Origin of the sequence: Corynebacterium mucifaciens, from assembly GCF_012396315.1 — a bacterium.
GTDB classification, from domain to species: Bacteria; Actinomycetota; Actinomycetes; order Mycobacteriales; family Mycobacteriaceae; genus Corynebacterium; species Corynebacterium mucifaciens.
Genome location: NZ_JAAXPF010000012.1, coordinates 13,050 through 38,054, shown reverse-complemented (window position 1 = coordinate 38,054; position 25,005 = coordinate 13,050). Strand labels below are relative to the sequence as shown.

Here is a 25,005-nt window from a genome sequence, read left to right as displayed (position 1 = left end):
ACCGGTGGATAAACCCGCTGACCACGGTGTTTGACAACCGGCCTTTGCTCACTCCAGTGGACAGCTGGCGCTCTCACCAGGGATTCTCTTCCCACACTTATCCACACCCCTGCTCAAGCGCCGTGCCGCTACGCGCGTGAGGCGAAGGCCAGCGGGAGCACCTCAACGCCGAAGCGTTCGGCTATGTCCGCGGCGGCGACGGTCACCGACCAGCCGGAGTCCACCTCCCCGGTGAGCAGCAAGACCGGCCCGGCGTCCACGGCAAGCCCTGAGTAGTCGAAGTACCGGTCGAGCGCATTGACTCGAAACGCGGAATTGCGGGCCTCCACCTCCGCCTCGCCGGCCCGCACCACCCCGCCGAAAGCCATCTGTCCCACGCTCGCCAACGCCTCGGCGGTGGCGGCGACCATCTCCGACCGGGCGGGATCGGCCGTACCCAGCGCCACGACTGTGGCGGGGCGCTGGCTCCATTCCCAGTCCGCCAACACAGCAACGAAGCGGGTCAGCCACTGGTCGTCCCGCCAGTTCTCGGCGGGGCGGTAGGCGCTGTCGCGTAACAGGGCCGCCAGCGCGGGCCCGCGGGCGACGTCGTTAAGCCGGCCCAGCGCCTTCCCGGCGGCCACGCCCTTGATCTTGCCGCGGCGTGCGGAGCCTGTCGGCCACATCTTGCGCTGAGACAGCGGCACGCCCGGGGCTTGCAAGCGGGCGTCGATGCGCTCAACCAGCGCCGGGTCCACATCCGCGGACAGATGGTTGCCGGTGCAGTTGTCGCACCGCCCGCAGCGCTCCCCTTCCCCGATGGTCGGGTCGTCCAGCTCGCGGCGGAGAAACATCATGCGGCATGTATCCGTGGTCTCGTACGCCAACATGAGGTTTTGTTCGCGCTCGCGGGCGCTGGCCAGGCCGTCGTAACGCTCATGGTCGTATGCCCACGGGGAACCCGTGGAGACCCAGCCGCCCTTGACGCGTGTGACCGCGCCGTCCACGTCAAGGACCTTCAGGGCTTGGTCGATGCGCGTGCGCGACAGATCAACGGCGTTCTCCAATTTCGGTGTGGACACCGGGTCGTCCCCCAGCGCAACCAGCAATTGCTGCACCACCGGCTCCTCCGGCATAGACACGGACGCGAAGTACTCCCACACGCGCTCATCCTCCGGCCCGGGCAGAAGCACCACCTCGGCGTGGTCAGTGGCGCGCCCGGCGCGGCCGATCTGCTGGTAGTAGCTCACCGGTGAGCTCGGTGCACCCATGTGCACGACGAAGCCGAGGTCCGGCTTGTCAAAACCCATGCCGAGCGCGGAGGTAGCCACAAGCGCTTTCAGCTCGTTGTGGATCAGTGCCTGTTCGAGGCGCTCTCGTTCCTCCGCCTCCGTGCGGCCTGTGTACGCCGCGACGTTCCATCCGGCCGTCTCGAGCGCTTCAGCCAGGTCGTGCGCGGCGGACACGGTGAGGCAGTAGATGATGCCAGACCCTTCGACCTGCGACAGGTACTGGGCGATCCAGGCGGCGCGCTGCGTCGGGTCTTTGAGCTGCACGACGTTCAGCGACAGGGATTCTCGGTCCAGCCCGCCGCGCAGCACACCGGTTCCGTCGCCTAGCTGTGCGACCACGTCCGCCACCACGCGGTCGTTCGCCGTTGCGGTGGTGGCGAGGACGGGGGTGTGTGACCGGAGGTCGTCGATAAGCAGGGCAATGCGGCGGTAATCCGGCCTGAAATCGTGCCCCCAGTCGGAGATGCAGTGTGCCTCGTCCACGACGAGCATGCCGATGGATTGCGCAAGCTGCGGCAGCACGTCCTCGCGGAAGTCCGGCGCGTTGAGGCGCTCGGGGCTGATCAGCAACAGGTCCAGCTCGCCGATGTGCGCCTGGATCTCCTCCCACTGCGTCATGTTCGCCGAGTTGATCGTGGCGGCGCGGATCCCTGCGCGGGCGGCCGCCTCAACTTGGTTGCGCATGAGCGCGAGCAGCGGCGAGACGATGATCGACGGCCCCTCCCCCGCCTGGCGCAGCAGCTTCGCAGCAATGAAGTACACCGCCGATTTCCCCCACCCAGTGCGCTGCACCACGAGCATGCGTTTGCGCTGGTTGACCAGGGAATCGATCGTCGTCCACTGGTCGTCGCGCAGGGTGGCCTCCGGCCCTGCGATGCCTTTGAGAAGTTCGTCCGCGTGTTCGCGTGTCGCTGTCATGGCGCACACCGTATACCACCACCCCGACACGGATGTTCGAATGCTACGCCAGCTCCCCTTCCGCCCAGTCCACCATGTACTCCGCAATGCCTTGGGGATCCGCCAAGAAGTCGCGCATCGCCCGAATCGCGACGGTGTCCTCTACCGCCGCGCCCCGCTCCACACCGTGCTCGCTGATCTCTATCATCTCCGCAACCGGTATCCCCAGCCCGGCAGTCAGGGAGGCCACCCATCAACCTGGCCGAGGAGTTACGGGGCAAACTCCTCCAGCTCGTCACCCGCAGTCTCGGGCCGGCCTGGGTGGGCATCAACCGCTTAAACGGCAAAGCGCAGTGCATGTGGCTGATCGACCCCGTCTACGCCGACGAGTCGGGTAAGTCCCCCAATATGGTGCTTCTGGCGGCGACCAGCCGGACCCTGGGCGGGTTGCTGGACCACGACCCGAACTTCGCCCACAGGTTCAGCCGCAGCCCCTTCTACACGGGCGACAGCCCGGATCGCTATATCTGGTACCGGCAGCATCACCGTATTGCCCGGTTGTCCGACTTCATCAGGGAGGTGCGCGAGGTGGCCGACGAGCCCCAGCACGTCTCGCCCCACCAGGAGTTCTCCAGTGGGCGCGAGCTCATCGAGACGGTCAAGGCACGCCGCGAGCGGGCCCAGGCCTTCCGCGCGATCGCCGATGAGATCGAAGTCGAGATGGGTGAAGAAACAGATCGCTACAACCCGGATCTCATCGACGGGGTCTTGGTGCGCTGGATTAACCCGGGACGCGCTGCCCGCGACGAAACGGCGTTTCGTCACGCGTTGAAGACCGCCCACCGCCTGCGCGCAGCGGGGGAGCGGATGACCGATGCAGCGATCATCGACGCCTACGAGCGTGCCTACAACATCGCCCAGCGCGAAGGTGCTGACGGTAGGGCAGCGGAGATGCCGCCGGTGCGCGATCGTCAGACCATGGCGAGGCGTGTGCGCGGCTACGTCACCCAGGGCAAGACCGATTCCTACGGCACACCGACCGCCCGCTACGCCACCACAAGCCAGCGCAAGGCCCTGGCCACCATGGGCCGCAGAGGCGGTAAAAAAGCCGCACAGCGGTGGGAAACAGACCCCCAAGGGGAATATGCCCAGGGCCGTCGGGCCACATTGAAAAAGACACACCGCAAAAAGAAGGCGCAAGGGATCAGCAACCGGCAGCGGGTCGGCTTATTTATCACTGCATTTTGGGTGGAAATGGATAGGCTGCCTACGTGGACTGAAATTCAATCGGAGACAGGCTTGTCCAGAGCCACCGTCGCACGGCATGTCTCCGCCTTAAAGGAGTCAGGGGATCTTCCTGGCTAACAGGGGTCTCACACCATAAGCAATATACGGTTCCCCTGCCCCTCTTTGGGCAGTGTAGTATTTCGTTTTGAGGCTCTTGTATGAAGCAGGATTTAGATGGATGGGTTGCTACCCCCTCATGACATCCGGATTTTTGCGGGTTTACCTTCGAGCAGTGGTTAAGTTGATGAAGTTGGTTAACTCATCAAGAGAGTGGGCCCAAAAAATTGTGAGTTGATCATTCTGTGCGCTTTTGAGATTTCGGGTGTTGAATACGCCGGATAAAACGGCTGCCGGCACAATCCCGACCTCACCGAAGTCTTTAACCCAGCGCACTGCTTTTTGGGCAGCTTCGGCGTTTAGGCGTTTATAACTGTTGGTGGCCGAATTGGAGACTTTACATTCAAGTGCCATAAAGCGCCCGTCGCCTAGACCGATCACAATGTCTGCTTTTTTATCGCTAACAAGGATAAGCACACTCGGTGGTACCGGCAGGTACCCGACTGGCAGGCCCGGTCCTGGCGGGTGGATGAGACCTATATTCGGGTCGGCGGCACGTGGTGCTATCTCTACCGGGCTATTACCGCCGGTGGGCAGACCTTAGACTTCTACCTCTCACCAAAACGGAATGTGGCTGCGGCCAAGCGTTTCCTGGCCAAGACCCTGCGATCGACTACGACAGCCGGGTCCCCGCGGGTAATTAATACAGATAAGGCACCCTCCCTGGCCAAGGCGATCTCCGAGCTGAAGGCGGAGGGAATCTGCCCTCAGACGGTGGAGCACCGTCAGGTGAAATACCTGAACAACGTTCTCGAGGGAGATCATGGCCGGTTGAAACGAATCCTGGGACCGAAGGGGGCGTTCAAAAATCGGACGTCTGCCTACCGGACGTTGAAAGGGATGGAAGCGATGCATTCATTACGGAAAGGCCAGGGCACGATGTTTGCCTACGGGCACCCGAACCCAAACGCGGTGATCGTCAGCCGGATATTCGAGACAGCTTAAGCACCCCGGAGCAAGGACAACTAATGTCTTGAGGTTGGGCTTTTCGACCCTAGCCCAACTTTGCAACAGCACCCACTGCACTACCGAGGCCCCGGCAGTACCGTGTATGTGCGAACACGTCAGCTGCTCAGCAACAATGTCTCGCCGATCTCGTCGAGGGCGAGGGTTGTGGCTCCGACGAGGAAGAGCGCGTGATCTTGCTCGCGATCAAAGCCGATCCAGCTCGAGAATCCTCCGGTACGTCCGTTATGCCAGGTGATGGTTTGTCCCTCGATTCGAGAGGTCATCCATCCCGCGCCCACGCGGTCTGCCCCGTCAGTCGAGAAGGCAGCGACTGGGTTAAGAGCGGCGGCGCCCGGTGCGAGACCGGTCAACAGCGCCCGCGCAACTTTCGCCATGCTCTTCACGTCAGTTCGAATACCACCGGCAGGCGCATATTGCAGATCGGTCCATGCCTGCTGCGGCCGCCCGTTTTTGTCTTTGCCCTGTACGGCCTGCTCATCCAGTGCCGCTTGGCCCTCTGCTGGTATGTAGAAGCGTCCCAGCTCGAGGGGTCTCGCAATGCGCTCCCGCAGCAGTTCGGCATAGTCCATTCCGGCAGCGGCAGCGAGCGCGTGGCCGAGGGCCGCAAACCCCAGATTTGAGTAAGCAGGCTCCTTCGCTCCGATCGGCACACGGCGCAGATCTTCAACAAGGTGGACGAGGGTCCTCCCGTCGAAGGGATTCCTTGCCTGGATCGTCCTGATGATGATGCGAGCTATATCTGTCATCCCCATCGGTTGTGCTGGCAGGCCTGACCTGTGCTGGGACAACTCTTCTAACGTGATACCTGCCGCGCCGAAGCCCTGCAGCTCGAACAGTTCACCGAGCGTCGTTGTCGGAAGAACCTCTTCGCGTTCGATGGCATCGAGATAGAGCATCCCCGTGATGCCCTTATTGATTGATCCAATTTCAAATGTCGCGGCCAGCGGGGCGCCGACGGTCGCGATTCGAGAACCGCTCCGTGTCACCGAAGCGATCCCCAGGGCGTGGACGCCTCTGGTGGGCAGAAGCTCCAGCACTTGTGCGGCGAGGGCGTCGTCACCATAAACAGTCTGAAGCGGCGAGCTTGAGCACTTCCTCGGCGCTTCAGACTGTTTGCGGTGCTCATGCAAGAGGTGACCGACGGTGCCCGTGCTCACGCCCATTTCGTCGGCTATCTCTCGGTAGGACTTGCCCTCGGCTCGGAGGGCGGCCGCGCGCTCCCTGCGAGCGGCCGCTCGCTCGATCACCGCACTGCGCGGTTCTGCTCGTAGGCGCCGGACGTTTCGCGCGGACATGCCCAGCAGCTCCGCTGCCTCGGCGGCGGTAAGTGGCCGGCCACTCTTGTCGAAGCGTGGCCGGGGGTCCAGAGCACTCATCCGAATACCTCCGTTATCCGGGCCTCGCGCGCCTGTCGGCGCTTCTCGCCCGACTTGATACCGCCTATTCTACCCCGTTTTGCTTGGTACTCGGACTTGCTAATGAAGTTCCTGCGAGTCCAACGTGCGATGGATGACGCCGTGGACTGCACCTCGGAGAACGGCAATGGCCCCCCGAGGGCATCGTCAAAGGAACGGTGCACTTGGTGGCAGTGCTGAACGACGATCCGGTGCCAATCGTCCATCGGTATAGCGGGATCATGTAGGCCATAGACCTCCCGATGCGCAGCATCAAACATCGCGCAGTTGCGACCTAGACCGCTGGATCGTTCCGGCTTGCGTGGAAGCTGACGGGGCGTGTGGATCGTTCCCAGCTCGCGCAGTCCGTACGCGCGATCTGTACCCCAGATAACGTCAGCATCTTCGTGCAGAGGGTTCCGGGTCAACAGTCCGGTGTACGCCGGGTCTCCGTCGAGGGACCGGCGCAGCCCCTCAGTCACTCGGGCGAGATAACGCAGCGGATCGACTCGACCAGCGTCCGTCCGGCAGACCGGGGCGTTGAGCCACCACCCGACGTGCCCGTGCCCCTTGTTGCCCTCCACGACCCAAGACGGCATTGGGTGTTCGCTTGGACGCTCAAAGGCCCTCAGAACGGTGTCTGGCCGGTCTACGTCGATCACTACGGCAGCTACGAGGGCGCGCGGGCTGGATTCGACGTACTGCCGTGTGAGAGCGCGTTCCCGGCGCTCACGCCACACGCCCAGATCGAGGTCATCGGTCGCAAGCGGATACCGAGACAAGTAACGCTCACGCCATTGGTCGGGCGGGTGCTGTTGCAAAGTTGGGGCAGTAGGAAGATTGACGTGAAATAATCACGGCCATGGGCATCTTCTCCGGTCGTCACTTCCCCCGTGACATCATCCTGGGGGCGGTGCGGTGGTACTGCCGCTACGGCGTGAGCTACCGCGACCTCGAAGAGATGATGACCGAGCGGGGTGTGCCAGTCGATCACACCACGATCTACCGCTGGGTGCAGAAATACGCCCCTGAGCTGGATAAGCACACTCGGTGGTACCGGCAGGTACCCGACTGGCAGGCCCGGTCCTGGCGGGTGGATGAGACCTATATTCGGGTCGGCGGCACGTGGTGCTATCTCTACCGGGCTATTACCGCCGGTGGGCAGACCTTAGACTTCTACCTCTCACCAAAACGGAATGTGGCTGCGGCCAAGCGTTTCCTGGCCAAGACCCTGCGATCGACTACGACAGCCGGGTCCCCGCGGGTAATTAATACAGATAAGGCACCCTCCCTGGCCAAGGCGATCTCCGAGCTGAAGGCGGAGGGAATCTGCCCTCAGACGGTGGAGCACCGTCAGGTGAAATACCTGAACAACGTTCTCGAGGGAGATCATGGCCGGTTGAAACGAATCCTGGGACCGAAGGGGGCGTTCAAAAATCGGACGTCTGCCTACCGGACGTTGAAAGGGATGGAAGCGATGCATTCATTACGGAAAGGCCAGGGCACGATGTTTGCCTACGGGCACCCGAACCCAAACGCGGTGATCGTCAGCCGGATATTCGAGACGGCCTGAGAACGCCGGCACGCAGCGGCCATCAGGAAATGAGAAACTGGGTCGTCTCGGCTCTCCGCCCAACTTTGCAACAGCACCCACGATGCTCTGGATCGTGAGGTGGATAAGGCAATGGGGGCTGGGCGAAAGCTCACCACGGAGCGCCAACGCCAAGAGATTCTGTTTGACAACTATGCGCGTCTTATAAAAGGTTAATCATCTAGTTTGACGGGGATTTAAATGAGACGCTCGGGGGGGTTTATACATAGATAGCGATAGGCAATACGGTGATTGAAGGTCCTTCTACACTTGTCTTAAAATCGAGATCCACCAGTCGGTGAGTGTCTGCCTCTTCGGCTAAAGGGCGAAGGATTTCATCTAGAGCTTCCACCTGCAGTCGGCTAAGCAGTTTGTTTCTCTCCAGGATTGGGACATTCTCTCGAATAGGGGAAACGACTTTGCCCAGAACGGTAAATCTTCCATCTAGTAGCCGATCAAAATCTTTGGATTTGAAATACTCCTTTTCGCAGACGGTAACAGCAGTCAGCGAGTGTTGGCCCGTCCCGATTAAGGCATAGAATTCTTTAGTTTCGGAACCGCGGAAATCCATTCTTATAGCAGAGGTAATGGCTGCTGCAAGTGCCGCCTGGTTCTCCGCCCTAGCGTCATAGATTTCTCTGATACCGCTGATTTTCTCTACTGGGATCAGGGTATCTGCATTAGAAGCTTGCTCTCTAAGGGTGTCTATCTTTTCAAGCCCTTTGGAGCGGTGGATATATCGAGTTATAGCCGCAGTTAACTCAGGGGTAAGGATATCGAGGATGGCGTTAGCCTCGTTAGCTTCAAAGCTAGCCTCAAATTCAATAAAATCTCCCACTTGGAGTTCCGAGGCGCTTTCTGAGTTTTCTACCCGAGTTATTAGCTCCTGCCGTCGAAGTTCGGATCGGGCTTGGTCTAGAAAAAATTCTTGGGAATAAACGAATTTTTGGTGGCGGGTTGTAGCGACTTCCTCACTATTTGATTGAGAGTGTGTATAGCTCCCTTGTGCACCGAGGTTGGTTAACCAGGGAAACACGTTAGCTTTTGCGGCAATTGCGGCCTGTTTCTCGGATCCGTCGTCTTTCCCCGTGGTCGAATTGTTTTCGAACTCGGTAGCTTCCAGTAGCCCTGCTTTGTAAATCTCTTGGATGATGCCAGAGACGAAATCTGCGTTTTGGTAAATGACCACAGTTGGGAGGGAGGGGGTGGGATGTGGGGGATGACTATCCATGCACTAGTCCTATCACATGGGAAGGCCTGCTTTTTAGAAACGGAGTGAGGGCAGAAACCGTTCCCCAATTCACTCGCCCCTGGGGTCTGACAATGAAGATCATCAGGCTTGTCAAAATGTCTTACTGCGTACACCCCAAGCGAACGGTTTTGAATTACAAGTTTTACCTGTTCGGTACGGTTACTTTATGTCTAACGGAACAGAACCATCATTACCTCTAGAGATTAACGAGCACTAGGACGTCGTTCTGGGGCAAAAGGTCGGGTGTGCCCGAGTGAGTTCCTTGGATCAGAATTTGGATCGCCAGCTCGAGCTGCTCCAGGCGGCGGGGGCGTCGCAGGTATATAAGGAGAAGATCAGCGGTTCGACTCGGCACCGTCCTCAGCTGGAGGAGGTATTGCGGTATCTGCGCAAGGGGGATCAACTCATTGTCACGAGTATGGATCGCCTTGCTCGCTCACTGGTGGATCTGCACACGATTGTCGAGGATTTGGTGGGCCGTGGCGTTTCGGTGAGATTCCTGCGCGAGGGGCAGACTTACTCTGCTAAGGCGGATCCGATCGCCAAGCTGATGTTGGGGTTGATGGGCAGTGTCGCCGAGTTTGAGCGCTCCATTATTAAGGAGCGCCAGGCTGAGGGAATTGCCCGCGCGAAAGCACGCGGCGTGTACAAGGGGCGAGCGAAGGTGCTTACCGATAGTCAAGTTGCGCTGGCACGGCAGTGGGTAGACGATGGTGTGCCCAAGGCGGAGGTTGCCCGCCGGCTCGGGATTGGGCGAACCACACTGTATAAGTACTTTCGGGGCGAGGCGGGAGAATCTTGACTCCGGCTCACTTCCCCGCGCTTAGAGAATTACCCAGGCAGGACTGTCTCTTCTAAGAACTCTTCGCGTGTCCAGTGGTTCTTGTCCCAGTAGCATAGGGTAAACCCTGGCTCGATGGTGATGAAATGCTCGGGTAGAACCAGACTGAATTCCTGCGCAATAACCTCGAAACCTTGAGCTCGCAGGGACGCGGCTGTTTCTTCTTCTGACCCACTGATACCCGGTCCGATGGGGACATCGGCAAAAGTGACGTGTTGGTCGTCGAAATCAAATCTGGCAGTTACACACTTGCCGTCTTCGATAATTGAGACGATCTTCCACGTTTCTTCCTGCTCCCCACCGGGGTCAGTAATCAGGAAGCCCTCGAGATCTGTGCCGAACGTCTTATCGTTGAAGAAGTGGTCATCGAGCTGCTCGATGTTCTCCTCGACTGTCCCGCCCAATTTTACCCTGAGGTTGAGCGTGCTGGAAAAATTCATGGCGCGTGCCTTTCTAAGGAGTGGAAGGGCTGGGGGATCCCCATGTCAGTGCGGCGATCTCCCCTTCTTCCGCCCAAAATGAAAGGTTGGAATCGTTCAGCTTGAAGTCCCATGGGGCACCGGTGGTGGAGATTCCGAGTTTTTGTAACTCATTGCGGAACTTGATCGGTCGCAATGAAAGCGAAACCCCCACAAACGTATCTTCCGGCGCCAGCGTGTTGATGGAGATGTCGTCAATCCTCCCGTCGGTCTCACCGAGGGACACGTGCCGCTCGACTTCTCCGATGGAGACACATCCGTTAGCGCTTTTTATCACTTGGTCGCCTATGTTGCGGACGCTTTGTTCCAATGCGGGATAATCGCTGAACCGTGCCCCGAATTTGAAAGGCTCGGGCGGGGTGATCTCAAATTTCATGAAGCTGCCCTACGTGTTAGTTGCCTGTGCTGCCAATCTGCCTGTAGGTTTCTTAATGATGAAGCCCTTTTCGAGAGCATAATCAATAGTTTCCCGCTAGAGCCTGATTGTACCGCCCCCGAATTCAGGGCCAGTCAAAAAGTCATATTCAATCTGAAGTACTTCATCGATCTTCCCCTCCCGGAGAAGCTGACCTTGCTTCGCGCGGTACTCGTCGGCCCCTTTAAGGTTACGAAAGCTCCAGGTTTTGGCGTGGTCTTGCGGCAACATTTGAATTGAAGGTGCGTTGTTGGGATTTAATCCAACCTTGTCTGCGACGTCTCTATTTTTTCGAATTTCCGATGCGGCAAGAGATGCCTTTCATAATCGAAACGATTGTCGTGACTATGGGTGCCAAGATTCCCATAAGGACCACCGCGGAAGGGTTTTTCCGGTATAGAGAGAATTCTGCAGGTCTTGCTACGGGCGGCCGTTTGGAGGGAAAGATCTGCTGCCCCTCGTATTTGCAAAGCAGGGCGGAAGGTAGTCGCAGGTGAGTATGAAGCAGGTCTGAATGCTGGGCACGCCGGTAGGTTGCGGATTTCGTCGAGTTGACGGCCTTTGAGGGCTTTTCGGGAGTGCAGCGCGTCGACGATTTCGTCTGATTTGGAGATGAGCCGGCGCACGATGGGGGCTGCTTTGGCGATATTTCCTACCGGAACCACTCCGACCAATGTCCAGAGGCACCCAGAGATTTGCCCCTTGAAGCAGTTGACCAGGTCGGTGACGCCGACAAGGCCGAGGAGGAGGCTGAGGGCTGCTGGCCCGATGCGTTCTTTGATGATGTCGAGAAGCGAGGCTGGTTTTTCCGGGTCGGCCCCGTCTACTGCCTGTGCATCCAGGCCAGCTTGAAGTTCGGCTTGCTCGGCGAGTTCTTTTTCCACCGCGATGCGGAATGCGTCGTCTGCTGCATGGGCGGCAAGTGCCGCGTCTTGTCCTGCGGCTGCGGCGGAGGCGCGGGCGGATATGGCGGAGTCAGCTGCCGCGTTGGCTGAGGCGCGGGCGTCGATTGCGTAGCTGGTGGCCTGGTCGGCGTTCGCGGTTGCTTCGGCGGCGTCGGCTTCTGCGGAGGCGGCGGCTTGATGTGCTCTAGCCTGCTGTTGCTTGGCGAAGTCGAGTGACTGTTGGGCGGAGGCGGCGAATTCCTGGGCTCGTTGGGAGGCCTGTTGGGCGAATCCGGCGTATTCGGCTGCGGCATCAGCGTATTGACGTGCTTTTTGCGCTGATCCCCGGGAGTATTCGTAGGCTGCCTGCGCATTGGAGGCGAGTTCTCCGGCAAGGTTTGCTATGTTGCGTCCCGCCGCCAGCATCGAATCGATGTGGTCGTTGTGCGCTTCCCGGTTCGCATCGAGGCTGGCGCGGCGGTACTGCTCGATGGTGATGAACTCGTCGAGGTCTTTCGGTCCCCAACGATGGCGGCTTCAGCGGCGGCTTTGACCTCCGGGCCACCAGTTTCCACCAGGTGATACGCCTGCTGGAGCTGGTCGCTGTAGCGGGCCTTGTCGTACCCGCCGCCGTTGACGAAATCGTCGAGGGTGTCATATCCGCCGTCGCGTAGTGCTGCGTCGGCTGCTGCCCGGGTGTTGTCCCCCTGGGTCTCGCGCAGCTTCCATGTTGTGTCGATGAGATCGGGAAGACGAACGGTTTTGACTTCGTCGTTGATGAACCAGTCGTATACCACCACCCCGACACGGACGTTCGAACGCTACGCTAGCTCGCCTTCCGCCCAGTCCGCCATGTACTCCGCGATCCCGTGCGGATCCTCCAAAAAGTCGCGCATGGCCCTGTATGCCAGGGTGTCCTCCACCGCCAGGCCGCGCTCTATGCCGTGCTCGTCAATCTGCACGATCTCCGCGCCCGGCACGCCGAGCACGATCGGCGAGTGCGTCACCGCAATCACCTGCGCATCCGCCTCTGCCAGCGCATGCAGCTGGGACAACAACGCCCTCTGCGCCACCGCAGACAGGCCCGATTCGGGCTCGTCCAGCAGGTACAGCGCGTTCGGGATGAACCGCGAGGTCAGCTCCAGCACGGACTCGCCGTGCGATCGGCCACCAAACTGCGTCACCCGTGTGTGCGTCTCTCCACGGAGAAAGTACCCGGCCTTCGCGCGCGGCCCAGTCCGTAGTTCCAGCGCACCGAACATCGGGTCATGGGCGCCAGCCTTGCCGACGCCCCACGTCCCGCCTTCAACAGCAAATCCCCATGCCCGAGCGATGCCTTCCAGCAGCGTGGACTTGCCCACACCGTTAGCGCCGGTAATCAACGTGACTGGGTTGGTGAGCGGGAAACCAAACTTCGCGACGTGGGCAACGGCCGGAGCATCGAGCGCCCACTGGGGCGCCTTCGCCGGGTTGACTGAGACCTGCTCGATAAACATCACGGCTCCACCAGGTATTCCGCGGTGCCAGCCGGGTCGTTGATGAACTCCCTGGTGGCGGTGACGGCCTCGCAGACGTCGTAAGGCAGTGGCTCAAGAGTGGGCGTTCTAAGGATCCGTGCGTCTGGGAGTGCGAGCAGTACTGGCGAATGCGTAGCCATGAGTACCTGCGCGCCACGGCGGGCCAGCACGGTGAGTATGCCGAGGAGTTCGAGCTGGGAGAAGACCGAGAGTCCGTCTTCCGGCTCGTCCAGGATGATCAGCGTGTCCGGGCCGAAGCGCTCGCGGACCACGCGCATGATGCCTTGGCCGTGGCTGCGGCGGGTGAGGTCTGTAAGCAGGTCCTCGTAGCCGAGGCTTTCGTGGTACTCGGCGAGGTCGAGGTAGGTCTCCCCGCGCAGGAAATACACGTCGCGCGGGTTTTCGCGGCGGGTCAGGGTGAGCGCGGCGTGGAGCCGGGAGTGGTCCGCAACTTGGAAGCGGGCGTTGCGTGAGCCGCCTGCTGCGTTGGCGCCGGCTGCCGCAGCGACGGCCTCAATCAACGTGGATTTTCCAGATCCGTTGTCGCCGGTGAAAACGGTGATTTGAGCGAGCTCGAGTGGACGCTTGGCCAAGTGCTGAACCACCGGCAGGCTACGGGCGTAACCCTGCACCGGCCCGTCCAGCCGAACGGCGTTGACGAACATGGTCGGTAGTGTACCGGCACGCAAAAGCGCGGGCCCCACTCCTCACAAGTGGGGCCCGCGCTTGAAATGCTGTTGTCGTTGGACTGCCTATATTCCGTTCTCAGGCGGAGCAGTCGTCGATAAGCGGGTGCTTACGCGCTTACGACCTCGAAGTTCACCTTGCCCTCTACATCATCGTGGAGGTTGACCTTGACCTGGTAGCCACCGGTCTTGGTCACAAGGCCCTTCGGCACGTTGATGCGGCGCTTGTCCAGGGTCGGGCCGCCTGCGGCCTTCACGGCAGCGGCGATGTCAGCCGGCTTCACGGAGCCGAACAGCTTGCCGTTGTTGGCGGTGCGCACGGGAACCTTGATGCCCTTGAGCTGGTCCAGCTGGTCACGCAGCTCCTTGGCGTGGTCCAGGTCGCGGACCGCGCGCTCAGCCTGGGCGCGCTTAATGTCTTCAATCTGCTTCTCTGCGCCGCGGGTAGCCGGGATAGCCAGGCCGCGCGGGAGCAGGAAGTTGCGTCCGTAACCGTCTTTGACCTCGACGACCTCTCCAGGCTCGCCAAGCTTCTCGACGGCAGCGGTGAGGATCAGCTTCATAATCCTAACCTTCCTTGTGGTGAAAAATGCTTGATGTGTGGTTGTCGTTTAGAACGGTGGCTCATCGCCCGCGCCGCCGGAAAAACCGCCAGCGTCCGGTGCGGAACCCCACGGATCGTGATCGGGCTGGGACTGGTTCTGTCCACCCTGGTTGCCGTTGTAGCCACCCTGGCCGCCCTGGGACTGGCCGCCGAAGCCGCCGTTGCCCGGGTTGTAACCGCCCTGGTTCTGGCCGCCCTGGTTTCCACCGAAGCCGCCTCGCTGGCCACCCTGGTTGCCACCGCCGTAGCCGCCCTGCCCGCCCTCACGCGGGTTGCGGGATACAGACGCGCTGGCGTACTTCAGGGACGGGCCGACCTCGTCGACCTCGACCTCGAACACGGTGCGGCTTTCGCCCTCTTTGGTCTGGTAGGAACGCTGACGCAGCTTGCCGGTGACAACGACGCGCATACCCTTGGTCAAGGATTCCGCGACGTTTTCCGCCATCTGGCGCCAGCAGTTGCACGTGAGGAACAGGGCTTCGCCGTCTTCCCACTGGTTCGTCTCCCGGTTAAAGGTGCGGGGCGTAGACGCGATGCGGAAGTTCGCAACGGCGGCGCCGCTCGGGATGAAGCGCAGCTCCGGGTCTGCAACCAGGTTGCCGACAACGGTAATTGGGGTATCGCCTTGAGCCATGTCCTAAACCTTCCTACCTGCTGATCGTGTGGTTTCTGAGCCTACCGGTTCCTACTTGTCGGTACGCAGAACCTTGGTGCGCAGAACGTTCTCGTTCAGGTTCAGCACGCGGTCGAGCTCGTTGACCGTGTCAGACTCGCAGTCGAGGTTGACAACGGCGTAGATGCCCTCTTCCTTCTTGTTGATCGGGTAAGCAAGGCGCTTCTTGCCCCACACATCAACGTTTTCCACCTTGCCGCCATCCTTGCGGACGATCTCCAGGAACTTATCCAGGGACGGGGCAACGGTGCGCTCATCCTGCTGCGGATCGAGGATGATCATTACTTCGTAGTGACGCACGGACCTCATCACCTCCTATGGTCTTGATTGTTTCGGCCATCACCCTTGTGGTCATGGCAGGAGGGTCGTTGCGTCAAGCAACCCGAACAGACTACCTGACGGTTTGACCAGCTCAAAACCCTAAGGATTCTGGTGGCCGCACTTTAGCTATGCGACGGGGCTCCGCCCGGCCGCTGCTCGTAAAAGTTGACGTCGCGATTTCGCGACCTGGGGAAACACGGCGCCGAAACTGCGCGATCGTCAACTTTTACGAATCCGGCTAGTGCGGGTTGGGCACAGCGGAGAAGAGTGCGAGGGAGACCGGGATAACGGTCATGAAGAGGAAGGCGATCAAGCCGAGGCTTACCGACGCTCGCTTCCGCCCCTTCACCGCACAGTAGAACGAGGCACTGAACAGGAAAAACGCCACCACGATGGAGGCGATACCCAGAATTGTGGTGGCGTTCATCGGCTAAGACCTCGCCGGTTCAGTGCTGGCTGGTTTGGGGTGGGCGGGAGAAGCGTCGATAGGCAAAGGCTCTTTCCACTGGTACGGCAGCGACATCAACGGATCGTGCCCGTTGTGAGCGGCGCGGACCTTGTCGTGCCGCTTGCCCAGCATCTGCCGCACCACCAGCACCATGATGGTGATGATGAGCGCGTCGCGGGCGATGATGACGATGTTGAGGAACCAGCCGGGCAGGCCCATGTTGTCGGCCCCCAGCATGTGCCACATCAGCACAGGCCACACGGCCATGTCCACCGTCATCCAGGTGAGCAGTAGACGCCAGTGCGGCAGCGCGAGGACCGCGGGGACGACAAACCAGAGGGAGTACTGCGGGCTCCACACCTTGTTAAAGAGGAGGAAAAACCCCACGATGAGCACGACCAGCTCCGCGATGCGCGGCGTCTGTGGCGCCTTCAGCCCCAGCACGAGCACCGCCAGGCAGCCCAGCAGGAAGAGCACCAAGGTCACGGCGTTGAGGATGACCGGGGCGCCGTCGCCGGAATCGAAGCCGTCCCAGCCCGTCATGCGGGAAATCACGGCGTAGATGGTGGTCCACTCCCAGCCGCGGTCCGTGTTGAGGCGGTTAAACTCGCCCCACGCGTCCGGGTTGCGCAGGTAGACCGGTACGTTGACCGCCAACCAGGACATCACCGCGGCGGCGAGCATTCTGCCGAACGGCGAAAGCTCACGCCTGCGCAGCGCCACGGTGAGGTAGGCACCGAGCAGGAAGATTGGCCACAGCTTGAAGGCTGTGCCGAGGCCGATGAGGACGCCTGCCAGCCAGAAGCGGCGGTTGCGGGCCGCGAGCATCGCAGCGACGGCGAAGAAGATGGACGGGATGTCCCAGTTGGTGAACGCGTGGACGATCAGCAGCGGGGAGCCGGCAACCAGGAGGGTGTCCCAGATGCGGTTGCCCGCAAGCTCCGCCACCATGCGGACGGTGATCACCCAGATGATCGAGAGCAGCAGCGCGGTGATGTAGAAGTACCAGCCGGACGGCGGGAGGACGTTATCCACCAGGAAGTACGTGCCGCGCGACAGCCAGGCAGACAGCTGCTGGAAGAGACCGGCCAGCACCGGGTACTCCATGTAGCGCGTCAGACCGTCGTCGACCCACGAGTAGTCGTAGACGAAGCCGCCCTTGTCTAAGCCGCGTCCGCCGTAGAGCGGCACGATGTCGTTGTAGCAGGCGGCGGTGTACTGGCGGTTGCCGTCCCAGTTGAGCTGGATGTCGCCGTTGCCGTCCGCCTTGCCGCCGGCGCAGTGGGCTTTTTCAAGCAGTCCAAAGGAAAGGAAGACGTAGGTTACCGCGAGGATGGAGCGCAGCGGTGTCCAGAACCTTGCCCGGCCGATCTGCGCGAAGCGGCCCATTGGCCCGCCGAGAAACTCCACCCAGCCGCGGGCAACCGGCTCGGTGCGGCCGGGCTGCACACGGTCCGCCGGGTCCGGCCACGTGATCAGCTGGGACTGCTGGGTCTTCCGGGTGGAGGACATTTACTGCAATGCCTCTTCAACTTGGCCGATGACGTTGTCGATGGCGTCGCGGAGCTCGTCGGCAGACGCCGGGTCCTGCTGGGGCGCCGGCGCCGGTGCAGACGACGGGGCGGGCGCCGGGGCGGAAGTGTATGCGGGGGCGGGAGCCTGCTCCACCACCTGGCTCTGCGGCGCCGTGTAGCCCGACTGCGTCTGCGAATTAGACGTCGACGCAGACTGGCCGGTGCCGGTGCCGGTGCCGGTGCCGGTGCCGGAGCTGTACGTGGTGGAGGGGCTGGAGTAGTAGCCGCCCATGCTGGTGCCGCCGCTGTAGGGGCTCACGCCCCAGTAGACCGGGCTGGCTTCGGCGAAGTTCTCGAACTCTTCGCCCTCCAACTCGGTGTCCAGCACATCCTTCCAAATCTTCGCCGGCGTGTTAGAGCCGAACATGTTGCCGCCCCACTCGTTGAAGATCGGCGAGGTGTTATCTGCGGTTCCGACCCACACCGCGACCGCGAGCTGCGGGGTAGAGCCGACCATCCATGCGTCCTTGTTGTTGCCGGTGTCGCCCATCTGGGCGGTGCCGGTCTTGGCGGCCGACGGGCGGCCGCCAGCAAGTGTGGCGTTGGAGTAGCCCACCACGCCCTGCATGGCCTGAATAACGTTGTCCGCCACCTGCTCCGCCACACGGCGCTCGGTGTAGTCGTTGTCCACCTGGTAGAGGACCTCGCCGTTGGCGTCGACGATCTTCTCCACAAAGTGGGTCGGGTGGAGCAGCCCGCGGTTAGTCAGCGTGGCCATCGCGGTAGCCATGTCGAGCACGCGCGACTGGTACTGGCCCAGCACGATGCCCTCGTACGGTTGGCCGCCGTTCTCGCGCAGGGTAACGGGGATGCCCGGGATGGACTTGGCCACACCCAGGGCGTGGGCCATGTCGGCGGTGTCCTGGGTGGTGTTGTCCAGTTCGTTTTGAATGCGCATGTAGGCGGTGTTGGAAGACACGCGGGTTGCCTGCGACATGCTGATCATGCCGCCGCCGCCACCGTCCCAGTTGGTCACGGTGATGCCGCCGGGCAGCTGCACCGGCGAGGAGTCGAACATCGCGGTCAGCGGAATGCCCTGCTGCAGCGCTGCCGCCAGCGCGAAGATCTTGAAGGTGGATCCCGTCTGCAGGCCGGCGTTGGCGTAGTCCCATCCGCTGGCCTCGTCGCCTCCGTAGTACGCGCGCACCCCGCCCGTGGACGGATCCACCGCCACAACCGCCGTGCGGGCGTCCTCCTGCAGGTTGGCCAGCCGGTCGCGGGCAATGCTCTCCACGTTGGCCTGGGAGTCCTCGTCGATGGTGGTGGTGATCTGCAACCCGCGGTTAGTCAGGTCGTCTTCGGTGATACCCAGGGCAGCCAGCTCGGTGATGACCTGGTTCTTGATCAGGCCGTTCGGCCCAGTCGCCTCGGTGTAGGCGGAGTAGCTGGCCGGGTCGCGCGTTTCCGGGTACCTCAGCCCGGCGCGCTCATCCGGCGTGAGCTTGCCCATCTCCACTAGGCCGTCCATGACGTAGTTCCAGCGCTGCTCGGCGGCTTGGCGGTTGGTCCACGGGTCGAGCTCGCTGGGCAGCTGGATGGAGGCGGCGAGGACACCGCCCTCTTCCACGGTCAGCTCGGACGCAGGCTTGTCAAAGTAGGCGTGCGCCGCAGCTTCGATGCCGTAGGCGTTGCGGCCGAAGTAGACGGTGTTGAGGTAGGCGCGCAGGATGTCATCCTTCGACCACTGGTTGGTCATCTTCACGGAGTACACCAGCTCATTGGCCTTGCGCTGGTAGGAATGCTCGTTGCCCACCAGCGCGTTTTTCACGTACTGCTGGGTGATGGTGGACCCGCCGCCAGCAGAGGTGTTGCCGGTGATCTGCCCGATCGCGGCGCGGACGAAGCCGGTGAAGGAAAAGCCCGAGTTCGTCCAGAAATCGCGGTCCTCCGCCGCCAGCACGGCGTCTTGCACGTCGGCCGGAACGGCCTCAAGAGCAACCTGCTCGCGGTTGCCCTCCGGCGGCACGATGCGGGCGAGCTCGTTTTGGCCGTCGCGGAAGTAGATGGACGACACCTGCGCGGTTTCGATTTCGCCGGGCTCCGGCACGTCGGCCTGGACGTACTTCCAAACAAACCAGGCCGCGGGGATGGACGCGAGGAGCAGCAGGAACAACCCGAGAGCGATGACCCACTGCCCGACACGGGACTTTTCTCCCGTTACCGCCGTGGAACCGCCGCCGTCGCCGGTGTTCGCGGCCTCGGTGCTCGTGCCGCTCTCGTTGTTCGGCCCCTTTGTGTTTTCAGCGCTCTTGTCAGTCACACGTTTTCCCTGCACAGTCGCACCCGCCGCGCCCGCTGGGGGTGCGAAACGGGCGAGCTACCTACCAAATTCCTACCGGACACCCTACCTGCCCAGTGCGGATTCACACTACTGGTACGGCTGTGACTTCCTGCAACAAATGGTTCCATTTGCACACGGGGCAAACCTCGACCACATGGACGGTCAGCGGCCCTACCTCGTGGGCGAGCCTGTCAATCTCGTCCTCACTACGCGCAGTCCCCGTCCGCCTGCCCAATTTTTCGGAGTAGACCCAGCGCACGTTGCGCATTGCGCTCCCGCACACGGGGCACGGCCGGGCGGAATCCTCACCATGGTGCTGCGCGGCAGCGCGCAACAGAAAGTCGGCGTCGCACACGTCGTCCATAGGCACGCGCCCCATCTTGAGCTCGCGCAGGGTCTGGCGGCGCTGCCACTCGTGGGACACCTCGTGCTCGTACGTGAACATCCTGGCCATCTTAACCACGCTTTTTTCGCGGGTGGGGCTGGCGCTTATGATGCCTGTAAAACTTCCAGCCCGCTCACACGACCACCTGCCAAGGAGGTAGGACCTGAGTACCCCAGCCAGTTCCGACGGTGCCCACCTTCCGGCCGGCGCCTCTCCCCTGCGTGTGCTCGTGGGCTGGGACGTGACCAATACAGAGGCCGTGGAATTCGCCGGCTGGCTCGGCCGTTCACTGCCGGTGCGGGTGCAGGTGACGTCCAACGCGCGGTCCCCGTGGTCGAAATCCCTGGCCAACGCAGCCAAAGGCCGCAAGAAGCGGATGAAGGAAGCGCAGTCGACCTTTGACAGCCGGGTGGAGAAGGCACTGAAAGAGCACCTCCCGCGCACCCAGTGGTCTAAGGACGTGGCCCGCCTGGTGGACAGCAAGGATACGGTGCGCTCCCTCTACGACACGGCTGAGGACTTCAACGCGGACCTTATCCTGCTCGGCTCGCGCGCGAAGACCCCGAAGGGCCGCTTCCGCCCGTCGAGCGTGGCCGACGAGCTCATGCGTTCCTGCCCCGTCCCCCTCGGCCTGGCCCCGCGCGGCGTGAAGCTGGCCAAGAAGGGCATCACGCGTGTTACCTACGCCATCGTGATGGAGGACGAGCCGGTGGAGCCGGACTTTTCCGGGCTGGATTACGCCACGGCACTCGCCTGCTCGCTGGGGCTGCCGCTGCGCATCATCGCCTTCTCCCCCACCGCGTACGAAAAGCACTCCTCTTCCTGGAACGAGCAGACCCTGGGCATCTTGGATCGCGCGCGCGACCACGCGTGGGCGCTGGCGGAGGAGTTCGCCCCGGAGCGCTGCGACCACTTCGACGTGACAAGCGCGGTGTCCGCCGCGAAGAGCTGGAAGCGCTCCATCGACTCGGTGAAGTGGAAAAAGGGCGACATCATGTGCCTGGGCTCCCAGCCGACACAGCAGCTGACCAGCGTGTTTGTGGGCACACGCGAGGGCGAGTTCATCCGCTACGCCTCCGTGCCAGTGATCGTCTGCCCCCACGCCGCGTCCAAGCCCAAGAAAGCGCAGTAGGTTTGGCCCGTATGGAGCACCCAGAAAACGACCTCCACTCCCCCGCCGACCGCTTCTCCCGTGTGCGACCGGAGCCGCGCTCCTTCGACGAGCTCGCGGACCAGCCCGACCCGCTCGAGGTGGACCGGGCCAACCGCCGCTCCACCCGCAACGCGATCCTGTTCGCGGTGGGCACCGTCGCGGTCACACTCCTATTCGCTCTTGTGCTCGCGGCCATCTCACGCGCGCAGGGCGGTCCGCTTTGCGACGCCGGCTCCGCCTGGCTCTGCACCGATACGTGGCGCACTTGGTGGGCGGTGGCCACCTCCGTCCCGCCAGTCGCGGGCCTGCTCGGCTGCGCGTTCATCATGGTGCGCAAGCTCAACCGCTACGAGCGCTGGATTCCCTGGATGGGCGTGTTCTGGATCCCGCTCGTGCCGTTTACGATGTCGTGGCTGATCGTCACCGTGGGGATCTTGGCCACCCCTTAGGCAGGCTCAGAGGCGGCGCACTGCCCGCAGTACGGGTTTGTCTCACGGCACGCCTCGCAGCTCAGGTACTGCCGGCGGCACTCCGGCTCGTTCGCGCAGTTGTAGAACTGGTTCGTCGCCTCCCCGCAGTGCACGCAGTGGCCGAGCTGCACGTAGTCCGGGTCGTTTTCCGCGCCGAACTCGGTGTGCATGCGGTCGTCGAACACGTAGAGGGAGCCCTCCCACAGGCCAGAGTTGCCAAACTGCTCGCCGTAGTGCACGATGCCGCCGTCGATCTGGTAGACCTCCTGGAACCCGCGGTTGATCATCAGGCTGGACAGCACCTCGCAGCGGATACCGCCGGTGCAGTACGAGATGACGGGTTTGTCCTTCATCCAGTCGTACTTGCCGGAATCGAGCTCTTTGATGAAGTCGTGGGTGGTCTCTACGTCCGGCACCACGGCGCCTTTGAAGCGGCCGATCTCGGCTTCGCGCGCGTTGCGCCCGTCGAAGAATACGGCGTCGGGCTTCTCGGCCACTAGCTCGTTGACCTGCTGCGGGGTGAGGTGCTTTCCCCCGCCGACCACGCCGTGCTCATCAACTTTCAGCTCGCCCGGGGCGCCAAAGGCGACGATCTCATCGCGGGCCTTGACGCTGAGCTTGGGAAAGTCATCCGCTGAGCCGTCGGACCACTTGAACTCCATGTCTTTGAAGTACTCGCGCGTCTTCTTCGCGTAGGTCTTGCACGCGCGGATGTCGCCCCCGACGGTGCCGTTAATGCCGTCCTTGGACACGATGATCCGGCCCTTCAGGCCCAGTCCCTCGCACAGGTCCCGCTGCCACAGGCGCACCGCGTCCGGGTCCGCGACGGGCTGGAATTTGTAGTAGAGCAGGATCTTGCTGGTCATGCCTGGCAGTCTAGGTCCACGCAGGCCAGGCGGGAAAGTTACAGGTCAAAGGCTTTGAAGGCGATGGCGAGCGGCACCCCGAGGGCCTCGCCACCCTGTTGGGCTGCCCCGCCGACGATCTCCGCGCCGCTCGGGTGATCCGGCAGCGCCTGGAAATACGCCTCGTGTGCGTCGAGGGACTTCGCGCCCTTGTCCACGTGCCGCTGCTCCACCCGCACCGCCACGTCCGGGTCGTTCGCGCCGGTGACCAGGAGTTGTTTCGCCTGGTGGCGGTCCCCCGCCTCAGGGAAAAGGAACTCATTACCCGCGTCGCGCGCCGCGTCCAGCGCCGCCATGCCAGCCACCCGGTGGTCCGCCTGGTTCAGCCCCCAGGGGGCAACCACGCTCCAATCCTGGGTGAGCACCACCGTGGGTTTAACAGCACGGATCTTCGCCGCGATCGCCTTGCGCAGCTCAAGGGTGTGCTCGAGCACGCCGTCGGTGAAATCGAGCATTTCAAGCTCGCCCGCGCCGACGATGTCGCACGCGCGCCGCTGCTCGTCGGAGCGCACCTCACGCACCTGGGCGGGGTCGCCTCCGGCAATGCCGTGCTCGCCGTGGGTGAGCAGCAGGTAGGACACGTCCACGCCGTCTTCCGCCCACTTCGCCACCGCCGCAGAAGCGCCGTACTCCATGTCGTCCGGGTGGGCCACCACGGCAAGCACACGGTCGCTGGACGTAAGTTTCAGTTCGCGCATTTACCCCATCCTCTGCTTGTAGGCGTGGGCGTCGCGGGTGTACACGCGGCGGTGGGTGCCCACCTTGTGTCCCGGGAGCCTGCCCTCGTCAATGAGCTTGACCACGAAGGGGCGGGATACCCCCAGCAGGTTTGCCACCTGCTGGGTCGTCATTTCCTCGTCCGGTTCCGGCGGGCGCACCAGGCGGCCCTCCGCCATGTCTTCCAGTAGGTCGCGCACCCACACGGCAGTCTGCTTGGGCAGCACAACGTGGTCGTCCGACTGGGTGCGGGCAACCGCAAGGTTGGCGTTGAGCTCCGCCAGCGCAGCTTCTACCGGCGACTGCTGTTCCTGCATGGCCCCGACCCTAAACCACAACCGAAACGAGCGCAATAGCCAGCGCGGCACAATTTAGCGCTTGTGGTACAAGGCCTTTCGCCAGTACTGCGGCTCGGAGGTGGCCAGCACGCCCAGGTTGCGGAAGATGGCCTCATCCACAGACCCCAGGATGGCGGTGATGTGCGCGTCGCACCCGCGCAGGCTGCGCAGATGCTCCAGTGCCAGGGCCGCGTCCGGGTTTCCGGCGGCGGAGACGGACAGGGCGATGAGCACTTCGTCCGTGTGCAGGCGCGGGTTCACGGAGCCCAGGTGGCGCGTCTTCAACGACTGGATCGGCTCGATGGAGTCAGGGGAGAGCAGGTGCACCTCGTCGTCGATGCCAGCGAGGAGCTTCAGGGCGTTGAGCAGCACCGCAGCCGACGGCCCGAGTAGGTCCGAGGTCTTGCCGGTGACGATGCGCCCGTCCGGCAGCTCCAAAGCCGCGCCGGGTTTGCCGGTGCGCTCCGCAACGTCCAACGCGGGCGCGACAACAACCCGGTCGGCAACGGTCAGGTCCGCCTTGCGCATGACGTTGAAGTTGCGGTCGGAGACGGTGGAGTCCGCGTCGGCGCGTCGCTCGTCCACAAGCGCGGCGAAGTAGCGGCGGATGATCTCTTGCTCCGCGGCATGGCGGCACGCGGCGTCGTCGGAGATGCAGTAGCCCGCCATGTTCACACCCATGTCTGTGGGGGACTGGTACGGGTCCGCGCCCGTGGCCTCCCGCAGCAGCGTCTTCAGCAGCGGGAAGACCTCGATGTCGCGGTTGTAGGACGACACTTTCTCCCCGTACGCCTCCAGGTGGTACTGGTCGATGACGTTGATGTCGTCCAGGTCTGTCGTGGCCGCCTCGTAGGCCAAGTTCACCGGGTGCGACAGCGGCAGGTTCCAGATGGGGAAGGTCTCAAACTTGGCGTAACCGGCCTCGATGCCGCGCTTGTGCTCGTGGTAGACCTGCGACAGGCAGGTGGCCAGCTTGCCGGAGCCGGGGCCCGGCGCGGTCATCACCACCAGGTCGCGGGTGGTTTCCACGTAGTCGTTGCGGCCGAAGCCGTCCTCGCTGACTACCTTCGAGGTGTCGTTGGGGTAGCCCTCGATCATGTAGTGGCGCGAGACCTTCAGCCCCAGCCGGCTGAGGCGCTCCAGAAATGCCTCCACGTTCTGGTTGTGGCCTTCTAGTTGCGTGACCACCACATTTTCCACCAAAAAGCCGCGCTCGCGGAACACGTCCACCAAGCGCAGCACGTCGTCTTCGTAGGTGATGCCCAGGTCGGCACGGATCTTCTGGCGCACCACATCGCCGGCGTTGAAGCAGATGACAATCTCCACTTCGCCCTTGATCCGGTCCAGCATGGCGATCTTGTTGTCGGGCGTAAACCCGGGAAGCACGCGGGAGGCGTGGTTGTCGTCGAAAAGCTTGCCGCCCATCTCCAAGTACAGCTTGCCGCCTACCTCGGCGCGCCGCTGCTGGATGTGCTCGGATTGCATCTGGATGTATTTGTCTCGGTCGAACCCGATCTGATACGGCATGCGCGATAG

28 protein-coding genes and 1 pseudogene are annotated in these 25,005 nt (G+C 62.4%); 6 read left to right on the top strand and 23 right to left on the bottom strand.

Translation table 11 applies throughout. From position 1 onward, the window contains the following. Window positions 1-128: 128 nt before the first annotated feature. Together HF989_RS09395 and HF989_RS09390 are read right to left on the bottom strand one after the other, a co-directional pair. Window positions 129-2,189 carry a RecQ family ATP-dependent DNA helicase gene (locus HF989_RS09395; RefSeq protein ID WP_168685956.1) on the bottom strand — a complete coding sequence of 687 codons (2,061 nt, stop codon included), beginning with the start codon at window positions 2,187-2,189 and terminating at the stop codon, window positions 129-131. Window positions 2,190-2,232: 43 nt separating this feature from the next. Then, the gene (locus HF989_RS09390) at window positions 2,233-2,418 is read right to left on the bottom strand and encodes a hypothetical protein (RefSeq protein WP_168685954.1); all 186 of its coding nucleotides are present in this window, start codon (window positions 2,416-2,418) and stop codon (window positions 2,233-2,235) included. 107 nt (window positions 2,419-2,525) lie between these two features. On the opposite strand from HF989_RS09390, the gene HF989_RS09385 reads away from it, so the two are divergent. Then, window positions 2,526-3,533, top strand: a complete 1,008-nt coding sequence (locus HF989_RS09385) for a replication initiation protein (RefSeq protein WP_246233937.1) — start codon at window positions 2,526-2,528, stop codon at window positions 3,531-3,533. A 141-nt stretch (window positions 3,534-3,674) separates the two neighbouring features. Here HF989_RS09385 and HF989_RS09380 read toward each other — a convergent pair whose 3' ends face one another. Beyond that, window positions 3,675-3,953 carry a XamI family restriction endonuclease gene (locus HF989_RS09380; RefSeq protein ID WP_343033594.1) on the bottom strand — a complete coding sequence of 93 codons (279 nt, stop codon included), beginning with the start codon at window positions 3,951-3,953 and terminating at the stop codon, window positions 3,675-3,677. Window positions 3,954-3,980: 27 nt separating this feature from the next. Here HF989_RS09380 and HF989_RS09375 point away from each other — a divergent pair. Then, window positions 3,981-4,517: pseudogene (locus tag HF989_RS09375) on the top strand (IS6 family transposase); the annotation flags it as partial. 119 nt (window positions 4,518-4,636) lie between these two features. Here HF989_RS09375 and HF989_RS09370 read toward each other — a convergent pair. Together HF989_RS09370 and HF989_RS10945 are read right to left on the bottom strand one after the other, a co-directional pair. Next, complete coding sequence (locus tag HF989_RS09370; RefSeq protein ID WP_168685950.1) at window positions 4,637-5,917, bottom strand: serine hydrolase; 1,281 nt, start codon at window positions 5,915-5,917, stop codon at window positions 4,637-4,639. Next, complete coding sequence (locus tag HF989_RS10945; RefSeq protein WP_354074724.1) at window positions 5,914-6,675, bottom strand: replication initiation protein; 762 nt, start codon at window positions 6,673-6,675, stop codon at window positions 5,914-5,916. The genes HF989_RS09370 and HF989_RS10945 overlap by 4 nt, the downstream gene beginning before the upstream one ends. Before the next feature lie 122 nt (window positions 6,676-6,797). Between HF989_RS10945 and HF989_RS09360 the strand changes: the two genes are divergently transcribed. Beyond that, window positions 6,798-7,508, top strand: coding sequence for an IS6 family transposase (locus HF989_RS09360; RefSeq protein ID WP_168685946.1), 711 nt, complete (start codon window positions 6,798-6,800; stop codon window positions 7,506-7,508). 238 nt (window positions 7,509-7,746) lie between these two features. On the opposite strand, the gene HF989_RS09355 is transcribed toward HF989_RS09360, so the two are convergent. Then, window positions 7,747-8,715 (bottom strand): DUF6414 family protein, encoded by a 969-nt coding sequence (locus HF989_RS09355; protein WP_168685944.1) that lies wholly within the window; start codon window positions 8,713-8,715, stop codon window positions 7,747-7,749. 289 nt (window positions 8,716-9,004) lie between these two features. Here HF989_RS09355 and HF989_RS09350 point away from each other — a divergent pair, with 289 nt between their 5' ends. Then, entirely contained in the window at window positions 9,005-9,580 is a 576-nt protein-coding gene (locus HF989_RS09350; RefSeq protein WP_168685976.1) for a recombinase family protein, read from the top strand. A 29-nt stretch (window positions 9,581-9,609) separates the two neighbouring features. Here HF989_RS09350 and HF989_RS09345 read toward each other — a convergent pair whose 3' ends face one another. From HF989_RS09345 to HF989_RS09285, 13 genes are all read right to left on the bottom strand, one after another. Further along, a complete protein-coding gene (locus HF989_RS09345; RefSeq protein ID WP_168685942.1) occupies window positions 9,610-10,059 on the bottom strand; it encodes a hypothetical protein in 450 nt (149 codons plus the stop codon). A 13-nt stretch (window positions 10,060-10,072) separates the two neighbouring features. Then, window positions 10,073-10,474, bottom strand: a complete 402-nt coding sequence (locus HF989_RS09340; RefSeq protein ID WP_168685940.1) for a hypothetical protein — start codon at window positions 10,472-10,474, stop codon at window positions 10,073-10,075. A gap of 296 nt (window positions 10,475-10,770) precedes the next feature. Further along, window positions 10,771-11,823 (bottom strand): hypothetical protein, encoded by a 1,053-nt coding sequence (locus tag HF989_RS09335; protein ID WP_168685938.1) that lies wholly within the window; start codon window positions 11,821-11,823, stop codon window positions 10,771-10,773. Further along, window positions 11,799-12,197, bottom strand: a complete 399-nt coding sequence (locus tag HF989_RS09330) for an ALF repeat-containing protein (protein WP_168685936.1) — start codon at window positions 12,195-12,197, stop codon at window positions 11,799-11,801. Before HF989_RS09330 ends, HF989_RS09335 begins: the two co-directional genes overlap by 25 nt. 21 nt (window positions 12,198-12,218) lie before the next feature. Continuing rightward, entirely contained in the window at window positions 12,219-12,893 is a 675-nt protein-coding gene (locus HF989_RS09325; protein WP_168685934.1) for an AAA family ATPase, read from the bottom strand. Beyond that, window positions 12,893-13,579, bottom strand: a complete 687-nt coding sequence (locus HF989_RS09320; RefSeq protein ID WP_168685932.1) for an AAA family ATPase — start codon at window positions 13,577-13,579, stop codon at window positions 12,893-12,895. The genes HF989_RS09325 and HF989_RS09320 overlap by 1 nt, the downstream gene beginning before the upstream one ends. Before the next feature lie 131 nt (window positions 13,580-13,710). Continuing rightward, on the bottom strand, window positions 13,711-14,163 hold the full coding sequence (gene rplI / locus HF989_RS09315) for a 50S ribosomal protein L9 (RefSeq protein WP_168685930.1): 453 nt from the start codon (window positions 14,161-14,163) through the stop codon (window positions 13,711-13,713). A 48-nt stretch (window positions 14,164-14,211) separates the two neighbouring features. Then, window positions 14,212-14,838, bottom strand: a complete 627-nt coding sequence (locus HF989_RS09310) for a single-stranded DNA-binding protein (RefSeq protein WP_168685928.1) — start codon at window positions 14,836-14,838, stop codon at window positions 14,212-14,214. 51 nt (window positions 14,839-14,889) lie between these two features. Beyond that, window positions 14,890-15,177: a 30S ribosomal protein S6 gene (gene rpsF, locus HF989_RS09305; protein ID WP_201773331.1), complete on the bottom strand. Its 288-nt coding sequence runs from the start codon at window positions 15,175-15,177 to the stop codon at window positions 14,890-14,892. 259 nt (window positions 15,178-15,436) lie between these two features. Continuing rightward, window positions 15,437-15,625, bottom strand: coding sequence for a hypothetical protein (locus tag HF989_RS09300; protein WP_168685926.1), 189 nt, complete (start codon window positions 15,623-15,625; stop codon window positions 15,437-15,439). Between the two features lie 3 nt (window positions 15,626-15,628). After that, on the bottom strand, window positions 15,629-17,158 hold the full coding sequence (locus tag HF989_RS09295; RefSeq protein WP_168685924.1) for a glycosyltransferase family 87 protein: 1,530 nt from the start codon (window positions 17,156-17,158) through the stop codon (window positions 15,629-15,631). After that, on the bottom strand, window positions 17,159-19,480 hold the full coding sequence (locus HF989_RS09290) for a transglycosylase domain-containing protein (RefSeq protein WP_168685922.1): 2,322 nt from the start codon (window positions 19,478-19,480) through the stop codon (window positions 17,159-17,161). It abuts the gene before it with no gap. A gap of 103 nt (window positions 19,481-19,583) precedes the next feature. Then, window positions 19,584-19,946 (bottom strand): DUF5318 family protein, encoded by a 363-nt coding sequence (locus HF989_RS09285; protein WP_168685920.1) that lies wholly within the window; start codon window positions 19,944-19,946, stop codon window positions 19,584-19,586. Between the two features lie 181 nt (window positions 19,947-20,127). Between HF989_RS09285 and HF989_RS09280 the strand changes: the two genes are divergently transcribed. Both HF989_RS09280 and HF989_RS09275 read left to right on the top strand, forming a co-directional pair. Next, the gene (locus tag HF989_RS09280; RefSeq protein ID WP_168685918.1) at window positions 20,128-21,018 is read left to right on the top strand and encodes a universal stress protein; all 891 of its coding nucleotides are present in this window, start codon (window positions 20,128-20,130) and stop codon (window positions 21,016-21,018) included. A gap of 11 nt (window positions 21,019-21,029) precedes the next feature. After that, window positions 21,030-21,488: a hypothetical protein gene (locus HF989_RS09275; RefSeq protein WP_246233933.1), complete on the top strand. Its 459-nt coding sequence runs from the start codon at window positions 21,030-21,032 to the stop codon at window positions 21,486-21,488. On the opposite strand, the gene trhO is transcribed toward HF989_RS09275, so the two are convergent. From trhO to HF989_RS09255, 4 genes are read right to left on the bottom strand one after another with little or no spacing between them, the layout of a single operon-like run. Next, a complete protein-coding gene (gene trhO, locus HF989_RS09270; protein ID WP_168685914.1) occupies window positions 21,485-22,375 on the bottom strand; it encodes an oxygen-dependent tRNA uridine(34) hydroxylase TrhO in 891 nt (296 codons plus the stop codon). The genes HF989_RS09275 and trhO overlap by 4 nt on opposite strands. A 38-nt stretch (window positions 22,376-22,413) precedes the next feature. Then, window positions 22,414-23,112 (bottom strand): PIG-L deacetylase family protein, encoded by a 699-nt coding sequence (locus HF989_RS09265; RefSeq protein WP_168685912.1) that lies wholly within the window; start codon window positions 23,110-23,112, stop codon window positions 22,414-22,416. Further along, window positions 23,113-23,448: a helix-turn-helix domain-containing protein gene (locus tag HF989_RS09260; RefSeq protein ID WP_168685910.1), complete on the bottom strand. Its 336-nt coding sequence runs from the start codon at window positions 23,446-23,448 to the stop codon at window positions 23,113-23,115. A 54-nt stretch (window positions 23,449-23,502) separates the two neighbouring features. Further along, a complete protein-coding gene (locus HF989_RS09255) occupies window positions 23,503-24,996 on the bottom strand; it encodes a DUF1846 domain-containing protein (protein ID WP_168685908.1) in 1,494 nt (497 codons plus the stop codon). Window positions 24,997-25,005: the final 9 nt, after the last annotated feature.